General features: G+C 58.7%; 17 protein-coding genes. 8 read left to right on the top strand and 9 right to left on the bottom strand.

Annotated elements, in window-relative coordinates:
- Window positions 1-8: 8 nt before the first annotated feature.
- Genes ADB02_RS04730 through ADB02_RS04720 form a run of 3 tightly spaced genes read left to right on the top strand, consistent with a single transcriptional unit; the run spans window position 9 to window position 2,591 of the window.
- Entirely contained in the window at window positions 9-1,088 is a 1,080-nt protein-coding gene (locus ADB02_RS04730; RefSeq protein ID WP_049172506.1) for a FecCD family ABC transporter permease, read from the top strand.
- Entirely contained in the window at window positions 1,088-1,912 is an 825-nt protein-coding gene (locus tag ADB02_RS04725; RefSeq protein WP_049189796.1) for a heme ABC transporter ATP-binding protein, read from the top strand. Before ADB02_RS04730 ends, ADB02_RS04725 begins: the two co-directional genes overlap by 1 nt.
- The gene (locus ADB02_RS04720; RefSeq protein ID WP_049189795.1) at window positions 1,905-2,591 is read left to right on the top strand and encodes a heme oxygenase (biliverdin-producing); all 687 of its coding nucleotides are present in this window, start codon (window positions 1,905-1,907) and stop codon (window positions 2,589-2,591) included. The genes ADB02_RS04725 and ADB02_RS04720 overlap by 8 nt, the downstream gene beginning before the upstream one ends.
- 44 nt (window positions 2,592-2,635) lie before the next feature.
- Here the strand turns inward: ADB02_RS04720 and ADB02_RS04715 are convergent, their stop codons facing one another.
- The 4 genes from ADB02_RS04715 to ADB02_RS04700 form a co-directional block, all read right to left on the bottom strand.
- The gene (locus ADB02_RS04715) at window positions 2,636-3,331 is read right to left on the bottom strand and encodes a hypothetical protein (protein ID WP_241482404.1); all 696 of its coding nucleotides are present in this window, start codon (window positions 3,329-3,331) and stop codon (window positions 2,636-2,638) included.
- Window positions 3,332-3,759: 428 nt separating this feature from the next.
- Window positions 3,760-5,523, bottom strand: a complete 1,764-nt coding sequence (locus tag ADB02_RS04710) for a phospho-sugar mutase (RefSeq protein WP_049189793.1) — start codon at window positions 5,521-5,523, stop codon at window positions 3,760-3,762.
- A gap of 10 nt (window positions 5,524-5,533) precedes the next feature.
- Window positions 5,534-6,184, bottom strand: coding sequence for a deoxyribose-phosphate aldolase (deoC, locus tag ADB02_RS04705; RefSeq protein ID WP_016421813.1), 651 nt, complete (start codon window positions 6,182-6,184; stop codon window positions 5,534-5,536).
- A gap of 105 nt (window positions 6,185-6,289) precedes the next feature.
- The gene (locus ADB02_RS04700) at window positions 6,290-7,576 is read right to left on the bottom strand and encodes a thymidine phosphorylase (RefSeq protein ID WP_016421814.1); all 1,287 of its coding nucleotides are present in this window, start codon (window positions 7,574-7,576) and stop codon (window positions 6,290-6,292) included.
- A gap of 169 nt (window positions 7,577-7,745) precedes the next feature.
- Here ADB02_RS04700 and ADB02_RS04695 point away from each other — a divergent pair, with 169 nt between their 5' ends.
- The 4 genes from ADB02_RS04695 (at window position 7,746) to ADB02_RS04680 (ending at window position 11,650) form a co-directional block, all read left to right on the top strand.
- Window positions 7,746-8,165 (top strand): cytidine deaminase, encoded by a 420-nt coding sequence (locus tag ADB02_RS04695; RefSeq protein ID WP_049189792.1) that lies wholly within the window; start codon window positions 7,746-7,748, stop codon window positions 8,163-8,165.
- Window positions 8,166-8,210: 45 nt separating this feature from the next.
- Window positions 8,211-9,428 carry a NupC/NupG family nucleoside CNT transporter gene (locus ADB02_RS04690; RefSeq protein WP_049189791.1) on the top strand — a complete coding sequence of 406 codons (1,218 nt, stop codon included), beginning with the start codon at window positions 8,211-8,213 and terminating at the stop codon, window positions 9,426-9,428.
- 193 nt (window positions 9,429-9,621) lie between these two features.
- The gene (locus ADB02_RS11270; protein ID WP_080969574.1) at window positions 9,622-10,281 is read left to right on the top strand and encodes an ABC transporter ATP-binding protein; all 660 of its coding nucleotides are present in this window, start codon (window positions 9,622-9,624) and stop codon (window positions 10,279-10,281) included.
- On the top strand, window positions 10,274-11,650 hold the full coding sequence (locus tag ADB02_RS04680; protein ID WP_049189789.1) for a hypothetical protein: 1,377 nt from the start codon (window positions 10,274-10,276) through the stop codon (window positions 11,648-11,650). Before ADB02_RS11270 ends, ADB02_RS04680 begins: the two co-directional genes overlap by 8 nt.
- A 410-nt stretch (window positions 11,651-12,060) precedes the next feature.
- Here ADB02_RS04680 and ADB02_RS04675 read toward each other — a convergent pair whose 3' ends face one another.
- The 3 genes from ADB02_RS04675 to ADB02_RS04665 all read right to left on the bottom strand — a co-directional run bounded on the left by ADB02_RS04675 (window position 12,061) and on the right by ADB02_RS04665 (window position 16,655).
- A complete protein-coding gene (locus ADB02_RS04675) occupies window positions 12,061-13,209 on the bottom strand; it encodes a YihY/virulence factor BrkB family protein (protein WP_224784067.1) in 1,149 nt (382 codons plus the stop codon).
- A gap of 143 nt (window positions 13,210-13,352) precedes the next feature.
- Entirely contained in the window at window positions 13,353-14,363 is a 1,011-nt protein-coding gene (locus tag ADB02_RS04670) for a sugar-binding transcriptional regulator (RefSeq protein ID WP_049189854.1), read from the bottom strand.
- A 258-nt stretch (window positions 14,364-14,621) separates the two neighbouring features.
- Window positions 14,622-16,655 carry a M13 family metallopeptidase gene (locus tag ADB02_RS04665; RefSeq protein ID WP_049189788.1) on the bottom strand — a complete coding sequence of 678 codons (2,034 nt, stop codon included), beginning with the start codon at window positions 16,653-16,655 and terminating at the stop codon, window positions 14,622-14,624.
- A 106-nt stretch (window positions 16,656-16,761) separates the two neighbouring features.
- Between ADB02_RS04665 and ADB02_RS04660 the strand changes: the two genes are divergently transcribed.
- Window positions 16,762-17,712, top strand: coding sequence for a glycoside hydrolase family 25 protein (locus ADB02_RS04660; RefSeq protein WP_049189787.1), 951 nt, complete (start codon window positions 16,762-16,764; stop codon window positions 17,710-17,712).
- Between the two features lie 27 nt (window positions 17,713-17,739).
- On the opposite strand, the gene ADB02_RS04655 is transcribed toward ADB02_RS04660, so the two are convergent.
- Both ADB02_RS04655 and ADB02_RS04650 read right to left on the bottom strand, forming a co-directional pair.
- The gene (locus ADB02_RS04655; protein WP_049189786.1) at window positions 17,740-18,768 is read right to left on the bottom strand and encodes a TIGR00730 family Rossman fold protein; all 1,029 of its coding nucleotides are present in this window, start codon (window positions 18,766-18,768) and stop codon (window positions 17,740-17,742) included.
- 40 nt (window positions 18,769-18,808) lie between these two features.
- Window positions 18,809-22,207, bottom strand: a complete 3,399-nt coding sequence (locus tag ADB02_RS04650; RefSeq protein ID WP_049189785.1) for an arabinosyltransferase domain-containing protein — start codon at window positions 22,205-22,207, stop codon at window positions 18,809-18,811.
- Window positions 22,208-22,289: the final 82 nt, after the last annotated feature.

Below are 22,289 nucleotides of genomic sequence, written 5' to 3'. Positions count from 1 at the left end.
GCTGAGCAATGCAGACAACCGCGAACAAAACTAGTCCGTTCAGACAGGTGGCCGTTTTCATTGGACTCGCCCTAGCGCTGGTGCTGGCAATAGGTTGGTCGGCCTCCGTGGGGCAGTTCGGCGCTACCATCGGCGAATCACTGAGCTCAATGGTGAGGCTAGTGTTCAATGGCGGTCTCGGTGACGCGCCAGAGCCCATCGACACCGTGCTGTGGCAAGTGCGACTGCCGCGCATCGCGCTGGCCTGCCTCGTTGGCGCGGGGCTCGCCCTCGCAGGTGTGGCGCTGCAAGCGGTGTTCGGCAACCCGCTTGCCGAACCCGGCCTCATCGGCGTTTCCTCCGGCGCCGCGGTCGGCGCTGCCACCGCCACAGTTTTGGGCACCGCCGCCGGGCTTTCCGGAGTGCTCGGCGGAGTGTTGAGTGTCTTCGCCAGCAGCTGGGCCATTGCGGTCTCAGCTTTTATTGGTGGCGCGGTAGCCACGGCTATTGTGGCCGCCAATGCGCACGGTGGCCGCGATATCGCTCGAATCATTCTGGTCGGTGTGGCTGTGAACTCCATCTGTGGTGGTCTGGTTTCGCTCCTGACATTCGTAGCCTCCACGGCTGCCCGCGACCGCATTGTGTTCTGGCAGATGGGCTCGTTTGCCAGTGCCACCTGGACGCAGGTTGTCATTATTACGTTGGTGACAGTTCCGGCCGTGATTGCCATGTGGGTCAGCTACCGCAAGCTGGACATTCTGAGTCTTGGTGAAGCGCAAGCCCGCCACCTGGGTATTAACGTCGTCACGCTGCGTCGCGCCATCATTTTTGGCACGTCCCTGGTCGTGGCGGCTGGAGTGGCATTTTCCGGCATCATCGTCTTCATCGGCCTGGTCGTGCCGCACGCTGCACGACTGCTGCTGGGACCAGCGCATCGCACGCTGATTCCCGCATGCATCCTCGGCGGCGCGCTGGCCACAACGCTGGCCGACCTCGCGGCCCGCACCATGATCACCGGTGCGGACCTGCCGCTGGGAATGCTCACCTCGATTGTCGGTGGCCCACTGTTCTTCTGGCTGCTCCTGCGTTCGAAGAGGGCGGTGCACTAATGGAAATTCACTCTGGCCTGGGTATTTCTGCCGAAAATGTCAGCATCACCCTGGGTGGTCACCGCATCCTCAACGATATTTCCGTGGTCGCCGAGCCCGGAAAAGTCACCGCGCTGGTCGGCCCGAATGGTGCTGGAAAGTCGACACTGCTCGCAGCGCTTTCTGGCGACCATGAGCTCAGCGGCGGCAACGTCCGGATTGGCGAGCACTCCATTGCCGAGCTCTCCATCGCCGACCTGGCCCGCTACCGCGCCGTCCTGGTACAGAGCCAAGAACTGTCCGTGCCATTCACCAGCCGTGAAGTCATCGACTTCGGACGCAACCCCTGGGGCTGCCCGAACGAGGAGCTGCTCGCGGAAGTGATCACTGAATGCGACGTCGCGCACCTCCTTGACCGGGAAGTCCCGACCCTCTCCGGCGGCGAGCGCGCCCGCGTCCACAGCGCCCGCGTGTTCTACCAGGACACTCCTGTCGTGCTTCTCGACGAACCGACCGCGGCCCTGGACCTCCACCACGCCGAAAAAATCATGGGAATGATGCGCGCCCGCGCGGCGGCGGGCAAAGCCGTGGTCGTGGTCCTGCACGATTTGTCCGCCGCAGCGGCGTATGCCGATCACGTTGTGGTGGTGGCGCAGGGGCGCGTCGTAAAGCAAGGCCCGCCTGCGGAAACCCTGGATGCACAGACCGTCAGCGAAGTCTACGGCATCGGTGTGGAAGTGCTTCAGGACTCCGCGGGCAACCCCGTGCTGGTGCCTCAGCGTGCGGGCCACAATCTCTCACCCCAGTCTCCGAACCTCGCAGAGAAAGAAGAAAATCATGGTTGAAAACACGATTAAAAAGGATGACAAGCTGGCTGCTCAGCCCCTGGCAGAGCGACTCAAAGTGGAGACTGCGGGTGTCCACAGTGAAGCGGAAAACTCCGACTTCATGTCGAGACTGCTGGCGGGTGAACTGGACGCGCAGGCGGCCATCGATTTAACTGGTCAGCTCTACTTTGTTTACGAAGCGTTGGAGCAGGCAGTGCGGTCCACTGCGGAGTCGCCGCAGGTCAGCGCGGTCTACGATGCGCAGCTGGAGCGCCTGGAAGCGCTGGCAGCCGACCTTGAACATTTGGTGGGGCCTGACTGGCGGGAAAAGATCTCGCCAGTGGAGGCGACAAAGAACTACGTGGCCGAGCTTCGTGAAATCGAAAGCAACGGCAACGCCAACGCCGCATTGGCACACCATTACGTTCGCTACCTGGGCGATCTTTCTGGTGGTCAGGTGATTGCGTCCATGCTGGCCAAGCATTACGGCATCGGTGCGGAGGGAACCCGATTCTATGACTTCTCCGCGATCGGAAAAATTAAGCCCTACCGCGACGGCTACCGACAGAGTCTGTCTGAGCTGGGCATTTCGGATGCCGACAAAGATGCCGTGGTTGACGAGGCGAAAAAGGCATTTCGTCTCAACCGGGCCATTTTCCACGACCTAGCTGGCGGCCTAGACGACGCAGTGGCGTAGGTCGCGGACTGGAGTGCTGTGACCGTGGCGGTGGGCGGTATGCGTTAGCCGATGTACACCACTGCGTTACGGCCGCCCGTGCACTTGATGTTGCTACCAGATGGGCGGCACCACATGTTGTAGGTCAGGCCAGTCGTTGGGCTGTAGGCCGTGATGGTGCCGGATTCCGCACCAGTGGAATTGCGATAGCGGACGTAGGCGCTGTGTACATTTCGAACGAACGGATCGCTCGTTGAGGACGTGCCCTTCCATGCGCTGGAGAGGTTGCCGCCAGCCAGGCCCGATGAGCGAGACGAGCCCGAATTACCGGATGAGCCACTCGAATCTTGAACAACCACGGTCTCAGTCTGTGTGACCGGTGGGTTGGGCTGGCTCGAAGCATCGGCAGCGGCCTGTGTAGTGGCAGCCGTCTGTGTGTCGGCCGCAGTTACCGAGTCATCTTTACTCAGGGTGACATAAAGTACCGCGCCAACCAGGCCCAGCAGGACCACGACCAGCACTGAAATGAGCGCAATCATTGCGCCGGAAGTACCTGATCTTTGCTGCGGATACGCCGGGGCTGCGTAAGCGAAAGTTGGTGCCGGCTGCGCAGCGAATTGGGGCTGGGGCTGTGGTTGTGGTTGGGGTTGAGGTGCCTGGTTCGGGTACACGGGGCCGAAAGAACCGGTGGAAGGATTCGAATTGTAGTTGGGGTCTGAGCTGGGGAACTCGTTATGCGACATGCTGGACGTACCAATCACGAGGAGGAAGTGTTCCCCCTGTGATGAGCCCAACCCGCGTAGCGAATGGTGCTCCATCCCCTGGGGACACGGTTAACGGCTTTTATTGTATTACTGGGAAAACTGTAAAGCATGTTAGGAGACGCATGTCGTCCGCAAAATGCGGCCAGAACGGGTTTAGCTAGACCCGAAATGAGGTGGTGAGCCTCAAATGAGGGCGCGGCCATCGAGAAACTGCCTAAGTTTATGTCAGTTTCGGCACTAATTTCTGCTTGTTTTTGTCATAAACCTAGTCAGTAACTTGTGAGCCGGCCCAAGACACCGGGCTGCACATGCGAAACTGGGGTGCGCGTGAAACCCCACGGCCATTTTTCGGCCGTTTTGTTCATGCGCACCCCAGTTTGTTGCGAGGCGTAGCTGGTAGTTAGTAGCTAGTAGCTGCTTAGTGGCTACATCCCCAGGATTTCCTTGAGCTCGGCCTTAATCTGGTCGAGCCGCTCGGCCGCAGCCACGTGCGGAATCGCGGCCGGCGCGGCCGGCAGCACGACCTCCAAGTAGCACTTCAGCTTCGGCTCCGTGCCGGAAGGCCGGGCAATGACGCGGTCGTTGGCCTCGGTGAGAATGAGAATGCCGTCGGTAGGCGGGATGTGATAGCTCTCGCCCTTGGCATCGACCATGTCTAGGCCGTCATTCATGTCCGTGACCTGCGTGACCTTCGATCCGGCCAGCTGTGCAGGCGGGTTGGCGCGCAGAGTGTCCATGCCCTTGGTAATCAGCGAGCGGTCCTCGACTCGGAAGGTCAACGGGGCGGTCTTGTAGAGGCCGTGGGCGCAGGCGACCTCATCCAGCAGGTCCTGAATGCCCAGCCCCTGGCCCTTCAGTCGCGCCACCGCGTCGGCGACACGCACCGCCGCAGATACGCCGTCCTTGTCTCGCACGACTGCCGGGTCAGTGCAGTAGCCAATGGCCTCCTCGTAGCCGAAGACGAGCCCGTCCACACCAGCAATCCACTTAAAGCCGGTCAGTGTAGCGCGATAATTCAGTCCGTGACCTGCGGCAATCTTGCCCAGCAGGCGCGAGGACACAATCGAGTTAGCCATTGTGGCCGGAAACTCTGCGCCCTCATCATTGGTCACGGTCGCAATCCCACGAGCCTCGGCATCCGCACCGATGACTTCACCTAGAAACGCACCGATGTCATCGCCGGAGAGCTGTCGCCAGCCACCGTCGACGCTGCTATCCGGAATAGCCACCGAGCAACGGTCCGCATCCGGGTCAGCCGCGATGATGACATCCGCGTCTTCGGCACGAGCCAGCTCAAACGCAAGATCCAAAGCACCGGCTTCCTCCGGGTTCGGGAACGATACCGTCGGGAACTCCGGATCTGGCGCGAACTGCTTCTCGACCACGCTGACATTCGAGAAACCTGCCGCGTTCAGCGTGCGCACGATGGTCTCGCCGCCGACGCCATGCATCGGGGTGAGAACAATCTTCGCTGCCTGCTTCTCTTCGCTTGACGACGTCGTTGCGAGCGCAGCCGCCCGTTTCACATAGGCGTCCAGTAGTTCAGGACCAACCTGCTCGACGGCATCGAAGTCACGCGGAACCTCATCAGCTGGTGGAGCAGCGGCAATGGCGTCCGCAATTTGCTTGTCATGGGGCGCGATAATCTGGACGCCTCGGCGGGAATCAGACTCCACCGCGCGGCCACCGAGGTAAACCTTGTAACCGTTGTCCTTCGGCGGATTGTGGCTGGCTGTGACCATAATGCCGGCATCGGCATTGAGGTGGCGTACGGCAAAGGCGGTCACCGGTGTGGGCAGCTGCTGCGGCAGGGCCAGGGCCTTGCCACCGGCTGCGGCGACAACCGCGGCGGCATCGCGGTGAAAATCAGCGGAGCCGTGGCGGGCATCGCAACCAATGACCACGGTGAAGTCATCGCCGACAATGTTCTTCAGATGCGCAACCAGGCCAGCGGTGGCACGGATGACCGTGGCACGGTTCATGCGAGACTGACCAGCGGCAACGACACCGCGAAGACCTGCAGTGCCGAATTCGAGTGGCCCGGCGAAACGGCTTTCCAGCTCGGCAATCGCATCGGGGTTGGCGGCCTTGGCTTCGTCGTAAAGCGAGGAGAGCTCAGCGGCGGTGGCCGAGTCCGGATCGTGGGCGATCCAATCGGTGATGGTGGCTTGTAGCTGTTCGGAGAGCATCGGGGTTAGCCTACTTCAGACCGTCGAGGACAGCGGCGGAGGAAGAAAGGCCCAGGCGAGAGGCGCCAGCGGCGATCATTTCCTCAGCGGCAGCGGCATCGCGGATACCGCCAGAGGCTTTGACTCCAAGGCGGTCGCCCACGGTTTCGCGCATGAGTTTCACGGCGTGAGCGGAAGCGCCGCCAGCTGGGTGGAAACCTGTGGAGGTCTTGACGAAGTCTGCGCCTGCGGACTCGGAGGCCTTGCAAGCTGCGATGATTTCCTCATCGGTCAGGGCGGCCGACTCGATGATGACCTTCAGAACCTTGCCCGGAATGGCATCGCGAACAGTCTTGATTTCGGCCTCAAGGTCGTCGAAGCGGTGCTCCTTGGCGAAGGCGATGTTGATGACCATGTCAATCTCTTCGGCACCATCGACCACGGCGCGGGCGGCCTCGGTGGCTTTGACCTCGGCCTTCACCGCACCGGAGGGGAAGCCTACGACAGTGGCGATGTGCAGGCCCTCAGGCACCTCGACTGGGAGCTGCGAGGGGGAGATGCAGATGGAGTAGGTGCCGAGCTTGGCGGCCTCGGCGATAAGAGCCTTGACCTGGTCAGAGGTGGCTTCTGGCTTGAGCAGGGTGTGGTCAATCATCTTGGCAACATCAGCGCGGGAAGTCATGGGAGAAATCAAGTCCTTTCGGAAATTTGGGAGAGAGCGTCAAAGTAGGGAGATGGCGGGCTCGGGGCGGGGAAGTGGCGCCGGCGCGAGCCCGTCAGAAATTTTCTAGGACACGCGATCGAGGATAATCTCGCGCTCGGCTGTCGGCGCGGTGTCGCCGATTTCAATGCCCGGCTCGATGGACTCGAGAGCGCGCTCGAACTTATCCGGAGTTTCAGTGTGCAGCGTGAGCAGCTTCTGACCCTTGACCACCTTGTCTCCCGGCTTGGCGAAAATCTCAATACCGGCAGTGGCCTGCACCGGATCATCCTTACGAGCACGTCCTGCGCCCAAGCGCCAGGAACCAACGCCGAGGGCCAGTGCATCCAGCTTGGTCAGGTAACCGTCAGCCTGCGCAACCACATCGTGCGTGTGAGGTGCCACCGGCAACGCGGCATCCGGATCGCCGCCCTGAGCGCGGATCATCTTCTTCCACGAATCCATTGCGCGGCCGTCCTTCAGAGCCTGCTCCACGTCGGCATCGTGCACACCAGCCAGCTCCAGCATGTTTCGGGCCAGCTCACAGGTCAGCTCCACGACATCTGCGGGGCCACCACCTGCGAGAACTTCCACCGATTCGCGGACCTCGAGGGCATTGCCGATGGTCAGGCCTAGCGGAGTGGACATGTCCGTCAGTAGCGCGCGGGTGTTCACGCCCGCGTCGTTGCCCAGGTCAACCATGGTGCGAGCCAATTCGCGGGCCTGATTCAGATCCTTCATGAAGGCGCCCGAACCGACCTTGACATCCAGCACCAAGCTGGAGGTGCCCTCCGCAATCTTCTTGGACATGATTGACGAGGCAATCAGCGGAATGCAGTCCACCGTCGAGGTGATGTCACGCAGCGCGTAAATCTTCTTATCCGCAGGTGCCAGGCCCGCACCGGCTGCTGCGACGACCGCGCCGGAATCTTCCAGGATTTGCATCAGGCGGTCATTCGGAACATCAGCCTGCCAGCCTGGAATGGATTCCAGCTTGTCCAGGGTGCCGCCGGTGTGGCCGAGGCCGCGACCGGACAGCTGTGGGACGGCCACGCCGTAGGAGGACACCAGTGGACCCAGCGGCAGCGTGATTTTGTCACCGACACCGCCGGTGGAGTGCTTGTCCGTGGTGGGCTTGCTCAGCGAGGCGAAGCTCATGGTCTCGCCCGAGTCAATCATCGCCTGAGTCCAATCCACAATCTCGCGGCGGTTCATGCCGCGGATGAAGATGGCCATGTTCAGCGCCGCCATCTGCTCATCGCCCACGACGCCACGAGTGTAGGCGTCAATGACCCAGGAAATCTCTTCCGGACTGAGCTCACCGCCATCACGCTTTACCTTGATGACGTCAACTACATCGAACTTTTCAGCCATTGTTCGCTCCTTTTATAGGCGATTGTGCTTAGCGATATTGGTCTTGTGAACTCTGCTGATTCCGATTATCATCAGCATTAGAACAAATGTCAATAGTTAACTTTCCATTTGTACCCACATAAGTATGTTTGCATAAATACCTCGAACAAGCTCGGGGAGGGAGGGCCCAATGTCCCACATCTCAGACGAAGAACTGCTGGCTAAGGCCTACGCAGCCACAGAAAACTCGTACGTCCCCTATTCAGGTTTTCCGGTCGGTGCCGCACTTCTGCTTGACGACGGCACGGTGGTCACAGGCTGCAACGTGGAAAATGCGTCCTATGGGTTGACCAACTGCGCAGAGCGCACAGCCGTATTCCGCATGGTCGCGGAGCACGGCGGCAACCATAAGATTGCGGCCTGCGCCATCGTCGGACGAAAGGCGGCACCGTGCCACCCCTGTGGCGCCTGTCGGCAGGTCCTGCACGAATTTGGGTGCAAGCGCGTCATAGTGGAGTCCGAGCGCCCGGAAAATGGTGGTTTAGGCGCTCCGGCCAGCATTGACTTCGAAAAAATTCTCCCTTACGCCTTTGGTCCCGAGGACCTGTAGGCATCATCACCACAGCCTCTTTTATCAAGAAAGAAGACCTTAGTCATGGATAGACTGCAAGGCTTACTGGGCATCATCCTCGTCATCGGATTTGCCATTGCTATCTCAAAGAACAGGAAAGCCATTAACTGGCGCACACTCGGCGTTGGCCTGCTGCTGCAAGCGGTATTCGCGCTGGTAGTGCTGAAGTGGGAACCTGGTTTTAATGCGCTGAAGAGCGTCGCCGGCGCCATTGAGAAGATGATCGATTTTACAAATGAGGGCACCTCGTTTGTCTTCGGTAATCTTTTCGACGACACGGGTAAAAACTTCGTCTTCGTGCTCAACGTGCTGCCAGTGATCATCTTCCTGGGCGCAGTCCTCGGTGCCCTCTACTACCTGCGGGTAGTGCAGTACTTCGTTGAATATGTCGGTTCCGCACTGAAGTTCATTATGGGTACCTCGAAGGTGGAGTCCGTCTTCGCTTCCACGGTGATTTTCCTCGGGCAGTCGGAGGCTCCGCTCGTCGTTAAGCCGTATATTCCGAAACTGACCAAGTCGGAGCTGTTCGCATGTATGTCGGGCGGTTTTGCGTCGGTGGCCGGATCGACCTTGATCGGGTACTCCCTGCTCGGTGCGCCGCTGGAGTACCTGCTGGCGGCATCGGTGATGAACGCGCCGGGCTCGCTGCTGATTGCGAAGACTTTCTGGCCGGAGACAGAGGAATCCGATCTGGATGCGTCGGTGAAGGATGTCCGCGATACCGAGTCGAAGAACGTCATTGATGCGCTTGGATCGGGTGCGCTGGCCGGCGGTCGTATCGCTGTGGTTGTGGCATGTCTGTTGATTGCGTTCATCGCTGTGATTGCGATGCTGTCGGCGATGATCGGCGGCATTGGCGGCTGGTTCGGTCAGGATAACTGGTCTCTGGAAGGACTGTTCGGCCTGATCTTTGCGCCAATTGCATGGCTGATTGGTGTGCCGTGGGAGAACGCAGGGCTGGTCGGTAGCTTTATTGGCGAGAAGACGATTCTGAACGAGTTCGTCGGCTACACCTCGTTCTCTGAGCACGTCGACTCGCTGGATCCGAAGTCCATCATGCTGGCGACCTTCGCCCTGGCCGGCTTCGCTAACCTGTCGTCCATTGCGATTCAGATCGGTTCCTTCGGTGCGCTATCGCCGGAGCGCCGCGGTGAGATTGCCAAGAACGGTCCACTGGCGCTAATCGCGGGTCTGTGCACCAACCTGCTCAACGCTGCAATTGTGGGTGTGATTGCGCTATAGCTGCTCTAAAGGAATGTTTGAGAGTCGTGTAGAAATCCAATGGCATATAGGTTGCTGATGCGACGGCATTAAATCCATGGTCTTATAGAGTGCGTGTGAGAGCTCCTAATTGGGTTTTCTTGTGGATTGTCTAAAGGACTCTATTAGGGCTGTATTTTTGCGGAGTTTTATTTCTATAGCGAAGGGCTGACACATGTTCGAAGTTATTGGAGCAGGATATCGGTTCAAGAAGGGAGATGGGGGGGGAGAGTGGCTATTCCGCGATGTGGACTTTTCGATTGCAAATGGCGAAGTGGTGGCTCTTATGGGGCCGTCGGGGGCGGGAAAAACCACTTTATTGCATGGATTGGGTGGTATCAGACGCTTATCCGAAGGTCGGAGTGAACTTGATGGGGTTCAAATATCAGGTGTGCCAAAACGAAAAGTGCGTAAGCACTTAAGGGAATCTGTATCAATAATTTTCCAATATCATCTCCTAATTCCAGGGTTAAGTTTGCTGGAAAACGTGGAGCTGACTTGGTCCTTAGCGGGTAATCCGAAAGAGATATCACCAAATATCGTATTAGATAACTTGGGTATTGGAAACGAAAGAGACTCTTTACCCGAAGCAGTTTCGGGCGGGCAAGCACAACGTGCAGCAATTGCTCGAGCTCTGGCTAGCGGCCCGAAACTATTGTTGGCAGACGAACCGACGGGAAGCTTGGACGAACAGAACGCGCATCGTGCTTTTGACCAAATCACAACATGGTGTCGTTCGCATGACGGACACGGGCTCGTCGTGACTCATGATTCATCCATTGCAAAGCTATGTGATCGTATTGTTCGTTTAGACGGCGGGACAATCAATGGCTAAGCGCACTCGTGAAGAATCAATCACACTCAAAATCGCGGCATCGTATCTACGAGCATCAATCGGCCCAAACATTGCCGCTGCTTTAGCTATCGGTTTTACTATCGGCATACTGGCGGCCGTTCTTAACACCCGACAAGCGACGGAAGGCACAGCAGTAGGTGAGGCAGTCACCGTGAATCTGGCTACTAATGTTTCCATATCTTGGGCAATAGCTTCGATTTTCTGTATTCCGCAGATTGTGAGTCGAGCGTTTACCAAACTCGATTATTTTATTAGCTGCCTACAAGTTGTGGGATGGCCTGCTCGACGTTACTTTCTTCTGCTTGTCTTACAGCTTTTATCGATTGAGGCCTTGGCTATCGCAATATCCTATCCTGTAGCGGTACTTTTTCAACAGGTAGTGATGCTGATATCGCGTCGAGACTCCGATGACCTTCTATATCCCGGTCAGTATTTCGAACCCATATCGCTGAACTCAATTCTGATGGCCACATTCATAATCAGCATAAGCGTCATCATCAGTGGCATTGTCGTGTTCATGGGATACGCCCTGAAGCAGAAGGCTCAGAGTGCAGGAGCGAAACCAGTGCGAGTTTCGATTGATGGAGCCAATAAACTGCAGTGGGGAGACTTAGTCGCTGCGCTGTCAATGATTTTCCTTGTAATAGCGGTCCAATCCGGTGCTCAGGCAGGACTATTTGTGATTTTAGCTATGTTATCCGCGTTGTTTTGGCTGTGTAGTCGATTTATTCTGCACATCATCAGAGCAATCGAGAGAGCTCTTGCCCGATTGGCTGGTTCCTTTCCAGGGGCAGCTGCGCTAGGTGCTTTCTCCGCAGAACTCCATACTGCGACCAAGTCAATCGTCTTGCCATTGGCTTACGTATTGGGCATTCCAGCTATTGTTCTCTCGGTTTCACACACTGAGGCTTACGCGATGAAACAAGCGGGCGGCGGAATCCAGAACTGGGATTTCCTAGTCATGCTAGGGCTACCTCTATTTTTCGTAGGAATATTGTCACTCACGTCATTCCTAATGGCTGTAGATCAAGTCGTGATTACAGCCGATCGACTTAACAAAGTTGGGTTTCCAGCCCCCGTACTGTACTTGGTAAGATTTGCCGGTTTACCATTTTTGTTTATATGTGTGAGCCTTGGAATTGCAGCTGTATTCGCACTGGGCGGCTCGATGGTTCATGTAATGATTCTTGATGTGCCGGCCAGATTCGCGATTGAGGGGCTATCATTAATGGTCTCCCTAGCATTAGCTGGAGCCATCTACCTAGCCTTCCTTCTGTGCGGACTAGTCTTCTTAGCGTGGAAGTTTCGTCGCACCATGAGTAGTTTGCTATACGCCAATTGTGGCTAAATTGAACTACGGCGTGTTGCAACTGATTGCCTAAATTGACGCTTTAGGTGGATATCAAGAGTACGATTTCTTACGAGGAATGCTCAGTCTACCCCGGGGGGGGAGATTGCGAGCACGGTGTTCGATGCACTTGTTCAAATACACGATTTTCTCAGTAGTAAATGGTGTAGAGAGACCCCCAGCCTTACCTGATTGGTTGCCTGCTAGTCCCTTCGTTGAGTGAAGGAACAGCCTAAGTGTTCGTCATTTCAATTGTGTAGACGAGCTCGATTGCGCGTGGCTCGGGAGCAGTCCCACGCTTATGCTGCCTGGGGTGTGCTCGCGCTCAAACATGAAAATCAGAAGTTGTATGCCTTTCCGCGGTTATGGCCTCCAGATGTTGTAGTCTGCGGACCGTTCAAACCGAAACTTCAGGCCTCCTCGAAATTAGCCCTTTTAGGGCTAGCGTCAGCGCTACTACTCTCATCCCGCGCGGCTTCCCAAAATTGGTGCGCCTGGTTTTCGAGATTGCGGTGAATCTGCTGCTCGCCCTCGGCGGCAGTAGTGGCTCGAGGTGGCAGCTGGATGTAGCGCTCAGCTGGCAGGCCGGCGTGCAGTTGGCGCATCCGCTCAACCTCGGCATCCAGTTTGAAGCCGAAGACCACGACCACATTAATGCTCCAGAGTGCGGTCATCAGCGCGATAACCGCACCCATGGCGCCATAGGGATTCGAAGCCGCAAAGTTGAATAAGTACAGCTGGAGTGCCTTGCCGATGATCAGCGAGCTAATAATTGCCAGTGCCGAACCTGTGCTGAGCCAGCGGAATTTGCGCATGCGCACGTTCGGCGTGAAGTAGTACAGCGAGCCAATCAGAATCATCGACATGACGATAATCACCGGCCAGCGCAGCCAACTCCAGACGGAGATGCAGAAGTCAATGACCTGTCGCGTGGTCGATTCAATACCCAATGGGCGGGCAACCGGTTCGACAATGGTGATAACTAGCTGGTCATTGACAATAATCGCAATAAGTAGCACCACAGTGCCGATCAACAGCAGCAGCGTAATGGCGACCATGAGCAGGTGGTAGCGAATTAGCGTGCGACCTTCGGAAACGCCATAGATGGAGTTAGCCGTGCGCGAAAAAGCGCGCGTGTAGGCCGAGGACGAAATCAGTGCAAAGACAATACCGATAGTCAGTGCGACAAGACCGCCCGTGGCGGAGCCGATAATCGTTGAAATGACGTTGCGGATCGGTTCGGCATACTCAGCCGGAATGTAGCTGCGGATGAAATCTTCGGTCAGTCGGTTGAGGTCTTCTGTATAGCCGGCCAGCATCAGCGTGGCAATCGAATAAATCGCAAGCAGTGCGGGCGCGAAGGTCAACACCGTGTAGTAGGTCAACTTCGCGGCAGCGTCGAAACCGAGCTCCAAGAAAAATTCGATACCCGCACGCTTGAGGGCGTAGAGCGCTCCTTTCCACCCCACGGGTGGCAACTTCTTCGCGGACTGGGCAAATGATGCGTCCGCCGACTCGTAGGCCTGGAGTGTGTGCTTGATTTGCTGTGCTGGTGACACCTAAAGAATCGTCCTCTCCGACCGGACAGCGGCTGCAACATATATGCGGACATGTGCGCTCGCTTAAGTCTATCGGTCGAAGAGGACAAAGACGCTTCTCGGGCCCGGGTGTCAGTTCTTTGTACTGATGCGTTCCGGGACGGTTATTCCGTGGCAGTAAGAGGGGTGGAGCTATCGGGGGAGCCCGGTGAGCTCGGTGAAGCCGGTGCAGCCGGTGAGTCCAGCGCAAGCAGGCGTTCAGCGGTGGCATCGTCGATGACCAGGTGAGTAGCCAAATTTGTTCGAAGGGCCACGTCGATGGCCGCGGCCTTGTGTGCGCCACCGGCCACAAGTACCCGAGTGGGGATCCGGCGCAGGTCAGAGAGGCTGATACCTACCGTGCGGGCATCGACCTCTGGCAGCGCAATGCCACCGTCAGCGCGGTAGAAGCGTGAGCAGGCATCGCCCACTGCGCGCTCCACGAGCAAGTCCTTTTCGGTTGCCGACAGCTGTCCCAAGTTCAAGGCCAGCGAATCATGGTCGACGGCGCCGACGGTGAAAACGGCAATGTCCACCGTCCGGCCAAGAGCCAAAACGCTGGCAATGAACCGATCCTGTTCCACGATGCGCTTGGTCTCGACCGAATCGAAAATCACCGGCAGCGGCAGTGTTCGGGCGTAGGCGTGGAAAGCGTGGCAGAAAGCGCCAATAGTGCGGATGTCGTTCGTGGACTTATCGGAGTGGCTCATTCCTCCCTTGAGCTGCACAATTTCCACGCCTGAGACATCCTTGGACTTCAGCTGCGTGGATACGGAGTACATGGTCTTACCCCACGAAACACCGAGAAGGGTACCGTCGACCACCAGCTCGTCGAGAAGCTCGGCGCCCACGCGCCCCAACTCGCGGAGCAAGACTGCATTGCCAGCGCGTGCCGGTTGCGCCAGGCGCACATCGTTCAACTTGTAGCGATCCCGCATCTGCGTAGCGGTCTCTGAGGCTTCCTCGCGCGGATCATGGATCTCAATGCGCACGTAACCGCGCTCACGGCCAAGGTTGAGCAGTTTAGAGACCGTTGGACGGGAAACCCCGAGTTCGGTTGCAACCTGAGACTGTGTGAGCCCCTCGCCGTAATAGAGTTTGACGGCGGTGAGTGCCTGGATGTCGCGACTGTCCACAGCGGCCTCCTCCAACAAGAGCACTTAGCAAGCGCACTTGTAACAGGAACCTCGCTTGATTGTGGCCCTGCCCGACTTGATCATCGGGAAAGCGTGCGCCTCACCTGTGATTTTAGTTCCATGTTTGCAAAAACAAAAAGTCAGCTTTTGCATTTGTAGTAAACGGTGAGGCGTTGGCTTTCCCGGAGGGTGTCGGAGGGCATCGGAGGCCCCGAAGGCGCCGGAGGGGAACGCAGCGCAGGTTGGGTTCCCGCAGAATTACCAGATATTCACGCGCTCATTCGGCTCACGCCACATGCCGTCGCCCGCTGAAGTGCCGAAGGCCTCATGGAACTCATCGATGTTGCTGGCAATGACGTTGCAGCGGAACTCCGCTGGTGAGTGCGGGTCAATCGCAAGCAGCTGGCGTGCAAACTCCGGGCGAATCTTAGAACGCCAGACCAGTGCCCACTGCTTGAACAGGTCACGGTAGGTCTCTGGGGCGTCCTCCAGTCCAAGTTCTTCACCGCGGGCAGCGAGGAAACGACGGAAAGCGACGACGGCAATGCCGAGCCCGCCCAAGTCACCGATGTTCTCGCCCAGGGTGAAGCGACCGTTGACACCGGGCAGGTCAGCGCCTTCCTCTGCCTGCTCGCGCAGAGCCTGCGGCACCAGTCCCTCGTACTGATCCACCAGTGCGGCGGTCAGGTTCTCAAAAGCTGCGCGATCCTCATCGGTCCACCACTGGTGAAGGTTGCCGTGACCGTCATACTGCGAGCCCTGGTCATCAAAACCATGACCAATCTCGTGACCAATAACCGCACCGATGCCACCGAAGTTCTCCGCCGGGGAAGCGTCCGGTGAGAAGAACGGCGACTGCAAAATCGCAGCCGGGAACGTGATGTCATTGACCACCGGATTGTAGAAGGCATTGACCGTCTGCGGAGTGCCATGCCACTCATCACGATTGGCCGGGGTTCCCAGCTTTGCCACCTCATAATCATGCGCAAAAGCGCTGGCAGCGCGAGCATTGTCCATCAGTGAATCCCCGAGCTCCATCGCCGAGTAATCACGCCAACGCTCCGGGTAGCCAATCTTGGCCTTAAACAGCGACAGCTTCTCCAGCGCCCGCTCCTGTGTCGCCTTCGTCATCCACGGCAGCTTCGAAATTCGCTCCCGGTACGCCGCCAGCAGGTAGTCCACCAGTTCCAGGACCTGCTCCTTGTACTCCGGAGGGAAGTGCTTTTCCGCATACAGCTTGCCGACGTCATGTCCAACCGCCCCGTCCGCAAAGGCAACACCACGCTTCCAGCGTGCACGCTGCTCGGTCGAACCCTGCAGGGTGCGGCCGTAGAAGTTAAAGCTCTCCGCAGAGAAGTCATCCGACAGGTAGGCGGCGCGCTGGTGGAGGACGCGCCACAGTGCCCACAGGCGCAGATCTGCCAGGTCAGTGTCCTGCCACAACTTGCTCAAGTGCTCGAAGTACGACGGCATCATCACCACGATGGTGTCGATGGCAGTCTGGTTCGTCTCATTGACACCGGTGGCCGCGAGCCACTCCGCGACCGGGAAGCCGGTGGGGAGGTCAGAAATGGCCGTCTTGTTATAGGTCTTCAGTGCATCGCGGGTATCGACCACATTCCAGTGACCAGCGGCAATACGCTTTTCAAAAGCCACGATGCGCGCCGCCGCAGCGGCCGGGTCCACCAACTCGAATGCAGCAAGCGCGGTGGAGAGGTTCCCCGCGCCGTCGTCATGCGAGGAGAGAAGCTTCAACATAGCGGCAACATGCTGCTCATAGGCAGCGAGGGTGTCGGCGTGACCAGGCTCGCGGTAGTAAGCCTCATCCGGGAGGCCGAGGCCCGACTGCAACAGATAGAGAGCATCCAGGTCCGAGCCGGAATCCTTCTCTACCCAGTACCCGAGCGCACCACCGACACCGAGGCGGTCGAGGCGGCCGAGCGCCAACGCCAGCTCATGCGCGTTCTCGGCGGAGGCAATCATTTCTAGATCCTGCGCGAGAGGAGCTGCGCCGGCGTTATTAATAGCGGCTTCGTCCATAAAAGAGTTGTACAAGCGAGCGACGCGGGAATTCGGATCCGCATCGGCGGCAGTGGTGATGAGCTCGCGGACGTTTTCCTCCGCCTCATCCCGCAGCTTGTAAAAGGCGCCATCGATGGGGCGGTCAGCCGGGATGACGTGATTGCTAATCCACCCACCGTTGGTGGCCAAGTAGAGGTCGTCCTGCGGGCGAGGAGTTGTTGAGAATTGGGACGTTGCGGACTGGGTCTCAGTATTAGTGCTATTTGTCATGCCGCCAGTCTAGGGGCAAGGGCGGATTGAAGCTGTGACTGGAGGGGTGGAATAAGTTTAGGCTTACGAATGGGGCTGAAGTGGTTTAGGGGGTAAGGTGCAAACCATGAAATTTCTTCCACTTTCCGCGAACGCGGTGTTGAAGCGACGCCCGGGACGCGCCACTTTGGCAAGTATCGTGGCCGTTGCGCCGCTGACCTTGGGTGTTATTGCACCGGCAGACGCACAAACACAGGACGCATCTGCACACTCCAACCAGTCCGCTGCTGATTCCAAGGGGTCGCTCGACTTTTTGACTGTTCAGGAGTCGCAGGGCTCTGATGCCAACGGTTCGTCCACTAACTCTGAGTCGAGCGCTGAGTCTCAATCCACCGAGAATGCATCGTCTAACTCGGCGCGCACCGGCTTCCACATGGGGCCGACCGGCGTGGACGTCTCCAAGTGGCAGCGCCCGGGTGGCGTCGCGCTGAAATGGGACGAGGTCGCAGCCAGCGGCCAGAAGTTCGCTTTCATCAAGGCCACCGACGGTGTCGAAGGTGACCAGAAGTACTTCCTCGAGGACTCCATCGCCGCAGCGAAGGCCGGTCTGTATGTGGGCAGCTACCACAAGGCACATCCGGATCGCTCCGCAATTGCGCAGGCTGACCAGTACGTAGAAGCACTGCAGCAGCGCGATGAGCAAATCTCCACAGACAAGACACTGCCGCCGGTGCTGGACATCGAGCTGGATAATGGCCTCAACCCGACCCAGCTGCAGAAGTGGACCAAGGACTTCCTCGAGCGCGTAGAGGAAAAGACCGGCGAAACCCCGATGATTTACACCTACCGTTGGTTCTGGCAGAACCCGATGGGTAACTCGACCGACTTCACCGACTACCCGCTGTGGCTCGCCGCCTACGAAGACAGCGCTCCGACCTCACTGCCGGGCGGTTGGGAGAGTATGGCCTTCTGGCAGCGTTCCTCCACCGGCCGCGTCGATGGCATCCCGACCAACGTGGACGAGGACGTCTTCAACGGCACCGAAACTGAGCTGCAGCAGCTGGCTGCTGCTCACTAGCAGGATGTTGTGGGGTCTGGGGTCGGGCTAAAACTTCGTCCGCCCCGCACGCCACGCAAGCAACGCAGGCAGGAGCTTGTCGACGTCGTCGACGACAATAAGCGCATCGAGAAGCTCCGGCCGCACAAAACCCGCATCCACAACGTTGCGGAGCAGAGCCAACAGCGGCTCCCAAAAGCCCGAAGGACCCAGCAACGCCACTGGCTTGGCATGAATCCCCAGGTGCTGCTGGGTCCACACTTCGAAGAACTCCTCCAGCGTGCCCGCGCCGCCGGGGAGCGCAACAAAAGCATCGCCAAGCTCATACATGCGCGACTTGCGGTCGGCCATAGTCGCAACAGTTTCCAGGTGAGTCAGCCGCGGATGGGCAATTTCCTTCTTGACCAGGACCTCGGGGATGACACCGGTGACACTGCCGCCGTCGTCAAGCGACGCGTTAGCAACCGTGCCCATAAGACCAATCGCCGCGCCCCCGTAGACGAGCTCCACCCGATTTTCCGCGAGTGTCTGGCCGAGGCGTTCGGCGGTGACGCGCCAGGCGGGATCGTTGCCGAAGCCGGAGCCGCAGAAGACAGTCAGTGACGACAGTGCGCGCTGTGGCTGCTCACGGCCAGCGGCAAGCTGGGGCAGCTCTTCGCGGAGCTTCGGCAGAGTGGTTTCGACCAGCATAGGGGCGATTTTCCCGGTCGGTAGCCAGGGGTCGAGCCAGCGGACCTCTTCAATTTCGGCGTGGGGCTGAACGTTCGCCAGCTCATCGGTGAACTCGCCGACATAGCGCACATGGTGGCCGACGACCTCGAAGCCCGCCTCGTTGGCGGCGGCCGCACGGGCGATATTCCACGGACGCAGCTGCGATAGCTCGATGTCCACGCCGAGCTCCTCGGAGACTTCGCGCGCGGCGGTGACCTCCGGGTGATCGACGGACTCACCCGGCTCGAACTTGCCGCCGGGCAGCATGAACGTATCCGTGCCCCGCTTACGAACGCACAAAACCCGCCCCACCGGGTCAGTCACAACCATTGCGGCGACAACGATGGAACGGGTTTGTGCAGTCACTCGGTCTCCTTAGGTGAAGGAGGCACCGAGGCTCTTTCGCCTAGGGATCCTTCACAATCATCTTCCCGGGCGAGTATAGACCCGAGCGAGTGATATCTTCATACTCAATTTCGGCGACATCCGGCTTGACCTTGTCCTTATTCGGACGCGGCGAGAGCTTCTCGACGGAACCCCAGTCGCGGCGCCAGTCGTTCTTGAGGTAAGTCGGTACGGACGTAGCCTCATTCACAGCGTCGGAGAATCCGAGCGGACCACCGCCATCGACCGACTGCCAGACATCTGGACCGACGACCTTCAGGCCACGGTCCGGAGTGATGCGGTACTCCGGAAGCTCTGCGACACCTGCGTAGTGGTCGAACGGACGCTGGCACGGGAACTGGAAGGCAACCGGCCAGTCCGGGATAGTCGCAGTTTCCGGCGAAATGACATCAGTCATCGACTGCAGCTCGGCCAGGCGCGGCGGGGTCAGTGCCAGCCACTGATCCTCGGAGACGTCATTGTCCTCCGCGACCAGTCGCACAGCGGTCGCTCCCTCTGGGATCTCCTCGGTCAGGAAGCGCAGGTTACGCCAGGTCGGAGCAGGGCCGATATCAATCGGCTCCGACTCGGAGAGGACCTCGAAGCCATCCTCGTCGCCGCCCTTGCGACCGTACTGTGCCACCAGCTTGCGACCCTGCTGAGCCACACCGTTGATGTCGTGGTGGAAGATACGGCCAGCCGCCGATACGACGAGTAGCGGGTGGTCCTCGTCAATCTCAGGCAGCTGGAACCAGGAAGTTTCCAGGCTTGCAGGACGCTGAATGTCCTCGGAGTAGGAGCCAAGCACCGGCACCTTATCCGGATCCAAGCCAAATGGCAGCTCGACCTGCGAGCCGTTGACACCCTTGTCGGCGCGCTTGCCGCCGTCGGTGCCCGACGCGGAACCGCCCTCAACTGTGGCTTCCGGATCAGTAGATTGATCATCAGTGTCGGCAGTACTTGCCTGGCTCTGGCTGGTGTCCACAGCTTCGGCCTTCATATTTGACGGGACGCCGTTCGGGTCGAAGCCACGGTTCTTGCCGCCACCGCGCAACGATTCCGCTAGCGGCTTGCCATCGACGGTATTCAGGAAGCCATCGTTCGGATCGGTTTCCATCAGCACATCGCTCGCCATATTACATGTCTGACCAGCCAAGGAGCGGATATTACCAGCGGCGACCGAGTATGCCGGGTACTGCGATACTGCGCCCTTGCCCAGTGAAGCCACCATGAACATCGTCACCAGCAGCGTCGTCACTGCAATCGGGGACGATGCAACTGCATTGATGCGGCGCGCGCGTGCCGACTTTTCCTGCGACTTCGGCTTGGTGCGGAACTCCTGGACGAAGTTCATTACGGCACCAGCCAGCAGCAGTAGCAAGGCTAGAGCCAATACTGCTGAACCCAGCTGGTGGCCGCGCAACTGAATAGTCTTGTCGAACCACGGCACACCGTAGGACGACACATACCACCAGCCGTTAATGCCCATCAGCGAGAAAGCGAGGATGAAGGTGATACCACCGGCAAAGAACAGCTGGTTGCGCGGGTTACCTGCTACCCAATGGCTAATGGCCATAGCGGCAAGTGCTGCCAGGGAAGCCGCGATGCCCGCGTACACGCCGAAGTGGTGCGTCCACTTTGTCGGCGTGAAGGTCAGGAAGAACATGGTGCCGATGAACATGAACACCAGGCGTGCCGACGGGCCGGCCAGGGCCCCCGGAACGGTGCGGTGACGAAGCAGCGCGGCAATCGTGATGGTCAAGCACGCCAGTGCAATCAGAACTGGGAAACGACGCGGGAAGGCGCCGTCGACCGACTGCAGCACCAGCCAGTAGTAGCGGACGTACTCGTTGTACCAAGGCTCCGACGGGCCGATGATGCTGCGGACGCGAATGGACTCGCGGACCGTGGCCAAAGTCTGGTCGCCGAAGACACCGACCAAGATTGCGGTGCCCGCAGCCAGGAACGGCGCAATCTGCATCAGTGGGGCCTGCCAACCACCACCGAGAGCCTTATGGCGCTCAACGACAATGCGCACCAGCATCGGGATGCCTGCGAGCAGGGCAGCAACTGCCATTAGGCCCGTTGGGCCCGAGCCCAGTGCCAGCGTGGCGATAACCACTGCGACTGCAGCTGGCAGCAGGCGTCGAGTCAGAATTGCGCGCTCAATGAATACCCAGGTCAGCAGGGATCCCAGAGCAATGACCGGCTCCGGGCGCAGTCCGTTGCTGTACGGCAGCCAGAAGGCCAATAGCACACCAGCAGCAGACCAGTAGGCCACCCGGCGCTGGGCAATCTTCTCGCCGAGGCGTGGGATAACCATTCGGGAAATAATGAACCACACCAGCAGTGCGGACAGCAGCGCCGGTAGTCGCATCCACAGTGACGAGGTGGACACCTTCACCATCAGCGACAGCAGGTCGTAGTAAGGGCTGCCGAACGGTGACTCAGGCGCGCCGAACCAACGGTAGTAGTTCGCCATGTAGCCCGACTCGTCGGAGACGCGCGCCATGGTGAAGATGTAACCGTCATCGGAGGTGTTGCCACCGATGAAGTGCCAAACAACCAAAATCGTGCCGACCAGGATGTCCAGCGGAGTCGGCTTCAACGCACCGCGCTTGAACAGCGGAGTGAAGGAGGAACCGTCGATACGGTCAATGCGAGCCAGCGCGACCAGGGACGCCAGTGTCAGAAGCAGACCCAAGTACATGACGATGTACTTCACCACTGTCGGATGTGAGGTGTAGCGGGAGTCGATGTTCATGTGGACATCGAGTCCATCGGCTACGGCCTTGGCCGCGTCGCCGTCAGCGGGCAGGTCAGTGTAGATACCGGTGACCTGCGGACGGTAATCGCCCTGTGTGGTGGCGGTGAGCTTCTCACCATCTGAGTTCTTGGCGCCGTCGATGTTGACGGTGGTTTTGTGCTCGGTGGAACGGATTTCCAGGATCCTGCCCTTGTTTGCGGCAAGCTCCTTCTTATCCAGGCTCATCACCACGCTGTCGCGCAGAATGACGTCGAGGCCGTCCTTGCCCGAACGCACCATCAGACCCCGTTTGGTCGGCTTATCCGCGGTCGGGGGGATAGTCGACAACAGGGTTGTCCGCTTGTCGGAAAGTTCATCCGTCAGGGACAGAGGCAGATCGACGCTCAGATCCAACGGTGCCTGCGCCATAAGCGGTGCATCCACTGAGTTCAGTGTGTCGCGCTGAGGCCAAGACACGGAGGACTGAGTATTCACGACCGGGAGGAACGGTGTGATGACAAAGCAAATGAAACCGACGATTCCAGCGATAATCGCTGTCCAACGAGTCAGTGTCGTAGGAGAGGGGCCGTCCATAGGCGGTCTCTCCACGCGGTCGATGGTCACTTCGGGTGAGCCGTCGACACTTTCTTTGATTTCTTTAGTTTCGGCAGTCACAAGGAAAGATACTACGGTAATTGGCGTTTTTCTTTGAGTTTGCAACGCGAAAGTTACATCACAGTTTCCACATTAGTAACAG

Source organism: Corynebacterium sp. 212_CJEI (genome assembly GCF_001055915.1).
GTDB classification, from domain to species: domain Bacteria; phylum Actinomycetota; class Actinomycetes; order Mycobacteriales; family Mycobacteriaceae; genus Corynebacterium; species Corynebacterium jeikeium_D.
Note: the sequence above shows the minus strand (reverse complement) of the source record. Positions and strands in the feature narration are given on the sequence as shown.